Below are 7518 nucleotides of genomic sequence, written 5' to 3' on the forward strand. Positions count from 1 at the left end.
CCTTGAAAGAATTCTTTTACCCGCTCCATAAAAGCCTTGGCCGCCTGGCTCAGATAACGGTCGGAGCGGTAAATGATCGCCAGGCTGCGGCTTGGTGCGTCGTCCTTGATACGGATCGTGCGCAAAACCGGATCATTTATTTGCCGAATCAAGGGGTATGGCTGTACAGTTGCGCCAATATTCGCTTTCACCAGGTTTAGTATAGAAGTAGCCGAGCTGGTTTCAAGAATGGAATTCAGCTGAAAGCCATGTTTCCGCACAGACTCCTCTACTAAATCGCGCCCCATAAAACCTTCGGGATACATGACCATCGGAAGACCTCTCAGTTCATCCAAGTCAATGCTGGTTCGGTTGGCCAGCGGATGCCTCTCGGACACCGTTAGCACATACTCTTCCCGGCATAAAGGAATCGTAACCAGGCGGTCATTAGGCTGGACATTGGTGCCGATGCCGATATCGACTTCGCTTTCCAGCACCTGCCGCATAATATCAATTGAAGCGATGACCATTAATTTCACTTTTGGAAACGCGTGATAAAAATCGATGATAAGCTGCGTAATCCGGTAATCCAGATCGGATGGCATGATCCCGACCTTTATTGTACCACTTTGAATATGACGCAAATCCGCGATTGAATCCTTTACATTTTGTAACGTGTCCAAAATCTGGGTGCCATAGCTAAACAGCAGCGTGCCAGCCTCGGTAAGCGCGATTTTTTTGCCGATCCGATCAAACAGCGGCATATGCAGCTCATCCTCAAGCGCGCGAATTTGCTGGCTGAGCGTTGGTTGGGAAACGCCTATTTTTTCGGCGGCCTTGGTAAAGTGCATCTCTTCACAAACCGCCATAAAATAGTGAAGCTGACGGATCTCCAAGCAATCACCCACTTTCATAAGAGATACTAATGATAATAATAGAAATAATAATATTGATCAATCAAAACACCTCTTATACACTGTATTAGACCGACTCAGAATTTTTAAAACAGAAAGATGGAGAGAATGTATGATGCGTTTTGTTTTTCTGATTACTGCTCTTTTTCTCGCTTCGCTTAATTTGCGCCCTGTCATCACTTCTGTCTCGCCTTTATTGGGGACGATCCGGGAGACGCTTGGCATGAGCGGTTCCATGGCCAGTCTGTTGACTTCCCTGCCTGTGCTGTGCATGGGTTTCTTCGCGCCGGCGGCGATTAAGCTAGGCAGCCGCTGGAGCATTGAACGGACCATCGCCTATTGTCTTCTTCTGATTGGCGCTGCTACTGCCGCAAGGTATGTCGTCAACTCTTCGTGGCTGATGCTGCTCACCGCTTTTCTGGCTGGTATCGGGATTGCCATTATCGGGCCGTTATTGTCCGGATTTATCAAGGAAAATTTTTCGAATCCTTCGGCGATCGTCGGGGTCTATTCCATGTCGCTTGTCGTAGGGGCCGCCTTTGGTTCAGGGTTAGCCGTTCCTTTGCAGACAGCCTTTCACCATTCTTGGCAGGCCTCCGTCGCATCCTGGTCGATCCTGGCTTTCATCGCGCTTTGCTTTTGGTGGAGACCAGTCCGGAAGGCGCGGAAACCAACCGCCCCTGCCATGACCGGCGCTCTGCCCCAAACGGAAAAGAACGACTTGAAGCTTCCTCTGACAAATAAACGGGCTTGGCTGCTGACTTGTTTTTTCGGGATGATGGCATTCATGTTTTACTCGCTTACTGCCTGGCTGGCTCCGATCGTAGAGGAACTGGGCTACGACAAACAAACGGCGGGAATGATTTTGACCTTGTTTACTCTCGTGCAGGTGCCGGTCAGCTTTCTGCTTCCTATGCTGGTCAGTCGTTTTCAACACAGAGTCGTCTGGCTGATTGGCTGCTCGGTGATGGAGTTGATCGGTCTGCTGATGCTCCAACTTCCGGTGTCTCCCTGGCTGCCCTGTATTTTTCTCGGGATCGGTGCAGGCGGCCTGTTCCCGATGGCTTTAATGCTGCCGATTGATGAGACAGCGAATACGGAAGAAGCAAGCGCGTTATCTGCAATGACGCAATCCGGCGGCTATCTTTTTGCTTCCCTGGGGCCCTTTTGTGTGGGCTTCATCCATGATGCTGCGGGCAGTTTTCCCCCCGCGATCATTGGATTGACTGTCGTCGTAGTGGTAATGATCCTGCTTCAGTTAAAAATTGGCAACCAAAAGTTCAAACATGTTCGTTCTCGAGAAAAGGTCTCTGCCTGAAATGGATAGGCTCGTACGTTGCAGGAACTGACCGTTCATCAAAAAACCTCCCCTCTATCCATTTATTTAGTAGTAGAGAGGAGGTTTTCTTCCTGCCTTCTAAGCGAAGACAATGGTTTTATTCCCGTAAACGATCACTTTGTCCTCTACATGCCACGAGATGGCCTGTGCCAAAACGTTTCGCTCAACACGTCGCCCGGCGACCTTCAAATCTGATTCGTTCAGGCGGTGGTTTACTCTGATCACGTCCTGCTCAATAATCGGCCCCTCATCGAGGTCATTGGTCACGTAGTGTGCGGTTGCACCGATCAGTTTTACGCCGCGCATAAACGCCCGTTTGTAGGGATTGGCGCCAATGAACGCGGGAAGGAAAGAGTGATGGATATTAATTATTTGGTTGGGGTAATGCGCGATGAAGCGCGGAGAGAGTATTTGCATGTATCTCGCCAGCACGATGAAGTCTGCTTTTCCCTGCAAAATCTCTAAGGCCGCCTGCTCCGCTTCTTCTTTGGTTTGGGTACTCGTCGGGATGTGGTAAAAAGGAATTCCGTAGGACTCCACGGTTTCCTTTACATCGGGATAATTGCTGATTACCATGGGGATGTCGACGAGAATCTCTTTGGACTTCCAGCGCCATAAAAGCTCAACCAAGCAATGGTCCATCTTGGATACAAAAATAGCCATCCGCTTGGTTTGGCTCACTTTGCTGAGGCGCCATTCCATCGGGTATTCCTGTGCCATGATGGACAAATCTTGCTCCAATTGCGGATAGGAAGCGGCAAGCGAATCCAGATCAAAGAGGATGCGCATAAAAAACATGCCGTCGCGCGGGTCTGTCGTATGCTGATCAAACTGGACGATATTTGCTTTGTAGCTGAATAACAGGTTGGAGACGGCGGAGATGATCCCCAGGCGCTCCGGACAGGAGATCAACAGCACGGCTCTGTTTTCATTTTTGCTCAAATCGAGATCCATTTCGATCCCTCCGTTTTGATTTGCAGTGATAAACAGGGAACTCCCGCTGCCCTACGAGTTTTTTCGGGTCATCGGCAGATAACGGTAGTTCACCTTTCTTCCTCCTCGATAAGCGCCGAGTATTCTGCTGCATTGAGAAGTCCAGACAGAGCGCCGGGATCGCTCAGCTCAATGACGATCATCCACCCCTGTCCGTAAGCATCCGTATTGATCAGCTCAGGGTTTTCTTCAAGCTCCTTGTTTACTTCCACAACTTTGCCGCTGACAGGGGAAAACACATCGGATACCGCTTTTACCGATTCAATCGTTCCCAGGCGTTGATCAGCAGTCACATCATCGCCAACCTGAGGAATTTCAACGAATACCAGGTCACCTAGTTGGCGCTGTGCAAAATCTGTAATCCCTACACGCACCCGCGTCTCGTCCAGAACCTCCACCCATTCATGCTCCCTGCTGTACAGCCAATTTTGTACGACCTTATCCATGTTTTTCCTCCTCCCGTCTTTATTTCCTAATCCGATTCTTGATGGCTTTTCCTGTCGGCGTTGCAGCGAAGCCGCCCAGAGCCGTCTCCCTCAGCGCCCTCGGCATGTTTCTGCCAATCTCATACATGGCGTCAATCACTTTGTCACAAGGGATCTGGCTCTCAATTCCCGCCAAGGCAATATCTGCTGCGGAAAAAGCAATCGAGGAACCGATGACATTTCGCTTGATGCAAGGAACTTCCACAAGGCCGGCTACCGGATCGCACACCAATCCAAGCATGGATTTGAGAGCGATGGCAGCAGCGTGAACAGCCTGTCGAGGTGTTCCCTGCTTGATTTCTACAATCGCGGCGGCGGCCATAGCGGTCGCCGACCCTACTTCAGCTTGACATCCCCCCGCTGCTCCCGAGATGAAGGAACGGTTGGCAATCACATAACCGATGGCACTGGCTGCGAAAAGCCCCATCATCAAATGTTCGGAAGTATAGTGTTGATGCTTTTGAAGAGAAAATAAACAGCCGGGCAAAATGCCTGCGGAGCCGGCGGTTGGCGTCGCCACAACACCCCCCATGCGGGCATTCATTTCCGATGTGACAAACGCGAACCTCATCGCATCTCCAACGATATTGCCTGTGAGCTGCCGGCCCTTTTCCAAATAGCGTTCCAGTTTGTAAGCATCCCCGCCGGAAATTCCGCTTGGGGCTAGCGAATGGTCAGTCACTCCCTGATCGATGGCTGCTTTCATTTTAAGTAGGCGAATCTTCATTTTTTCGATGATTTCATGCTCGGGTTGTCCGGTTTGCTTGCTTTCACGAGCCAGCATCACATCGGCAATGCTCAATCTCGTCCGCTCGCACAGTTCCAGAAGTTCTTTCATTGACGTAAAGTTCATTTTCGCTCCCTCCTCGTACATCGCGCTGCACGGTTTCACGCTTATACCTTTTTCTGATCAAATCGAGGTCATAGGCGAGATTCAAGGGAATATCAACCTCGTATCCGTTGATGTGAAATATTTTGGATATGCCTCCCCCTAGCGAGGCCCCGCCGATAACCGCCGATTCGTTTTCTTTTTGCACGGTTGCAAGAACGGTGTTGGGATGATCGTAATACGGGCATTTTCCTCTGAATATGAACTCCACTGCGTTCTTTGTAGGTTTCCGAAAACGAATCATAGAAAATGATCGTCGCCTCTTTCGGTGCCCCTCCGAGAAAGTCATGGACAAACCTTCCAAATGCCACCACTCCCGCCGTGTGGGAACTGGACGGACCCACCATGATCGGACCGATAATATCAAAGCAGCTGTTGTATTTCATGGGCATGCCTCCCATCTCATGGACTGCGGCTTATCCATAAAACGGATAAGCCTGGCTCATCTAGCGGATCGAACGCCCTCCTTTTGCTGTCTTCCCATATGTAAATAAGGACAGAGGAAAGACAGATTAAAAAAATCTCCCTTTCCTCTGTCCTTTTTACCTGAGAGTTTGGCTTGAATCCTTTGGTTCAAGCGTTCCCCTTGGGTGGCATGCGCGCTCTCCAGAGGTGCGTCCCATTGTAGTACGCTTTACCTGAGAGATTGATCCCAAGGATTTTTGGGACTTGCTCCTTCGGTGCCAGTTACGCTGCATCTGGTCTCTCCTACAATTCTCATCCGCTGCATATGAAATTTTGGACGCCTGGCCTGGCTCATAAAAGCTGCTCTCTGTCTCCGCTCTCCGCCGCGGTTCCCTCGCTCTCTATTTTTCAGTCCGATCAGCTGGTACGAATTTGCAGCCGATCCGAGAAGCTTTCGTATGGACTTGACAACACAAAGCCTAGCCCAGGCTCATAGTCAAGTGTGAGTACATCCCCCAGATTTCTCTTGGTAAGCCGGTCGATGCAGAAGGGTATCCTGTTTTGATGGACAACCGTGTCGTTTTTCCGCAATTCATCAACGGCAAGTTAGACGGAAAACGCACAGCCACAATCTCCTGACAGCACCACGTCGATCCGCAGCGCTTTGTTCCGAGGAATAGAAAGTTTGCTCAGTTCGCTTTGAGCTGCTTCCCTGACTGAAAGCTTCATGTTTTGATTCGATCCTCCTTTCTCATCGCACCACCTTTCCCTTATCACTATTTTGAGACAAAAAGGACAGGGGAAAGATAGAGTGATAGTACTCTCCCTTTCCTCTGTCCTTTTACCTGAGAGTTTACCACCGCCTTGTGGCGTGGAGTATTCCCCTTTGGTGGCTTTTCAGCGCTCTCCAGAGGTATGTCCAATTGTAGTATCTTTACCTGAGAGATTAATCCCAAAGGTTGGGTTTTATGGGACTTGCTCCTTCGGTGCTAAACCAATCGTCTAGTCTCTCCTACAATCTTCATCCATAGCTATGAAATGAAAGGCTATCTTTTCTTTAGTAAATCACGGGAGCTGCTTTTTTGTCAATTCCAAAAAGAAATCGTATTCCGTTTATTCGGAACCTATCTATTGTAACAAAGGTTCTGCGTTCACCGCTATCCACTATCTTCTTCTCACGAAAATCATTCCACGTCAGGGGAGGATTCCATGTCTGAAAATCCCCATCGTATTTTACGATGCGTTGTGATACGCGGAAGCCATTCTCATCTTTTATGCCGGGCGATGAAGCTGCAAATCCGGTTTACCCCTTCCAGGAGCAGCGACTCTTCTGTCGCAGAGATATGCCCACCATTTTGCGGGTAAGCTCCCCAAAAGTGGTGCCAGGGGCTACAGCCACTTTTTCCTCTTTCAGCAAATCCATCGCCAATTCATCTGCTGGCCGACCCAGCTCCGACATATCGACCAGTATATAGAAAGCGCCATCCGGTTTGAACGCTTTTACGTTTGCCTGTACAAACAAGTCGAATGCTCTGTTGCGTCTCTGCTTGTAACTTTGCCGCATCTCCTCAACAAAACCGTACATAGGCAAACTTCGAACAGGGAGGAATCAACTGCTGTAATAGCAGCAGGTAACAAATCCGCATGTGCAAGTACTCAGATGAATCTTACCTATTTCCCTGTTTTTTTATCTCATTTTCGCAGAAGACTCCCACCTCTATAGGCGGTGAGATGAAGGCGATTTTTTTGCTTTTGCACTACTTTTCAGAACATACATTCCCTTTCCGTGGTAAAATAAGGAGAAGGAGGTGAATCGAAATGAGACTGGTCTACAAGTGGATTCCCCGTTGGTCGGCACAGCAGCTTGCGATTCTGGAGGATTTGGCGTTTCACACGACCAAACTCTACAACATCGCCAATCACCTGTGTAGAGAAGAGGGGTTTCGCTCTTATGTGAAGCTGGAAAAGGAACTGAAGTCCAATTGGCACCGAGAGTACCTCCACTCTCATACCTATGATCAGCATTGTCTCAAGATGGTGGAACAAAATTGGAAGAGCTACTTTGCCGAAAGCAAAGACTTCAAGAAGAATCCGCAGAAATAAGAGGGACACCTCAACCTCCCGGATATAAGCATGTTTCCCGCCGCAAAATGAAATCATTTTCACTAATTTTGCCATCCGAGTTCAGGAGAATGTACTCAAGCTCTCGTTGTCCAAGAAGATTGCAGGAACGTCATCAGATTGACTGTTTTTCGATTGTCATGAACCTTGAAAATCTGCCGATTGACGTAAGCGCTCTTCAACAGATCCGCCTCCAATGGTGCAACAGGATCCGTACGTGGGAGATGGTGATGATCTACCAAAAGGAAGAAAAGAAACTTCCTGCGACCTTTACCAATCTGATGTCCATCGACCTTGGGGTTAATAATCTGGCGGCCGTTACATTCCTGGAGGGTGACGACAGCTATTTGATCAACGGAAGGCCTTTAAAGAGCAAAAACAGTTACTATAACA

7 protein-coding genes and 2 riboswitches are annotated in these 7518 nt (G+C 49.0%); of the genes, 2 read left to right on the forward strand and 5 right to left on the reverse strand.

The window, feature by feature from the left end:
* Nucleotides 1–875 (reverse strand): LysR family transcriptional regulator (locus tag HGBM_RS26390; protein WP_019119575.1); only part of this gene is annotated, 875 nt, incomplete at its 3' end.
* 130 nt (nt 876–1005) lie between these two features.
* On the opposite strand from HGBM_RS26390, the gene HGBM_RS02780 reads away from it, so the two are divergent.
* Entirely contained in the window at nt 1006–2211 is a 1206-nt protein-coding gene (locus HGBM_RS02780) for an MFS transporter (protein WP_019119576.1), read from the forward strand.
* 99 nt (nt 2212–2310) lie between these two features.
* Here the strand turns inward: HGBM_RS02780 and purU are convergent, their stop codons facing one another.
* The 4 genes from purU to HGBM_RS02805 all read right to left on the reverse strand — a co-directional run bounded on the left by purU (nt 2311) and on the right by HGBM_RS02805 (nt 6589).
* Nucleotides 2311–3186, reverse strand: a complete 876-nt coding sequence (purU, locus tag HGBM_RS02785) for a formyltetrahydrofolate deformylase (RefSeq protein ID WP_019119577.1) — start codon at nt 3184–3186, stop codon at nt 2311–2313.
* A gap of 89 nt (nt 3187–3275) precedes the next feature.
* Nucleotides 3276–3671, reverse strand: a complete 396-nt coding sequence (gene gcvH / locus HGBM_RS02790) for a glycine cleavage system protein GcvH (RefSeq protein ID WP_019119578.1) — start codon at nt 3669–3671, stop codon at nt 3276–3278.
* A 19-nt stretch (nt 3672–3690) separates the two neighbouring features.
* Nucleotides 3691–4563 (reverse strand): L-serine ammonia-lyase, iron-sulfur-dependent, subunit alpha, encoded by an 873-nt coding sequence (sdaAA, locus tag HGBM_RS02795; RefSeq protein ID WP_019119579.1) that lies wholly within the window; start codon nt 4561–4563, stop codon nt 3691–3693.
* 651 nt (nt 4564–5214) lie between these two features.
* A riboswitch (glycine riboswitch) is annotated at nt 5215–5320 on the reverse strand.
* Between the two features lie 600 nt (nt 5321–5920).
* A riboswitch (glycine riboswitch) is annotated at nt 5921–6029 on the reverse strand.
* Nucleotides 6030–6307: 278 nt separating this feature from the next.
* A complete protein-coding gene (locus tag HGBM_RS02805; protein WP_019119581.1) occupies nt 6308–6589 on the reverse strand; it encodes an aminotransferase class I/II-fold pyridoxal phosphate-dependent enzyme in 282 nt (93 codons plus the stop codon).
* A gap of 233 nt (nt 6590–6822) precedes the next feature.
* On the opposite strand from HGBM_RS02805, the gene HGBM_RS28715 reads away from it, so the two are divergent.
* Nucleotides 6823–7107, forward strand: coding sequence for a hypothetical protein (locus HGBM_RS28715; protein WP_026074164.1), 285 nt, complete (start codon nt 6823–6825; stop codon nt 7105–7107).
* The last annotated feature ends 411 nt before the right edge of the window (nt 7108–7518 follow it).

The organism is Brevibacillus massiliensis (assembly GCF_000311785.1).
GTDB lineage: Bacteria > Bacillota > Bacilli > Brevibacillales > Brevibacillaceae > Brevibacillus_C > Brevibacillus_C massiliensis.

Coding starts and splice junctions, on each gene's coding strand:
- HGBM_RS02780 (WP_019119576.1), top strand. CDS start 1,006: ATGATGCGTTTTGTTTTTCTGATTACTGCTCTTTTTCTCGCTTCGCTT.
- purU (WP_019119577.1), bottom strand. CDS start 3,186: ATGGATCTCGATTTGAGCAAAAATGAAAACAGAGCCGTGCTGTTGATC.
- gcvH (WP_019119578.1), bottom strand. CDS start 3,671: ATGGATAAGGTCGTACAAAATTGGCTGTACAGCAGGGAGCATGAATGG.
- sdaAA (WP_019119579.1), bottom strand. CDS start 4,563: ATGAACTTTACGTCAATGAAAGAACTTCTGGAACTGTGCGAGCGGACG.
- HGBM_RS02805 (WP_019119581.1), bottom strand. CDS start 6,589: ATGTACGGTTTTGTTGAGGAGATGCGGCAAAGTTACAAGCAGAGACGC.
- HGBM_RS28715 (WP_026074164.1), top strand. CDS start 6,823: ATGAGACTGGTCTACAAGTGGATTCCCCGTTGGTCGGCACAGCAGCTT.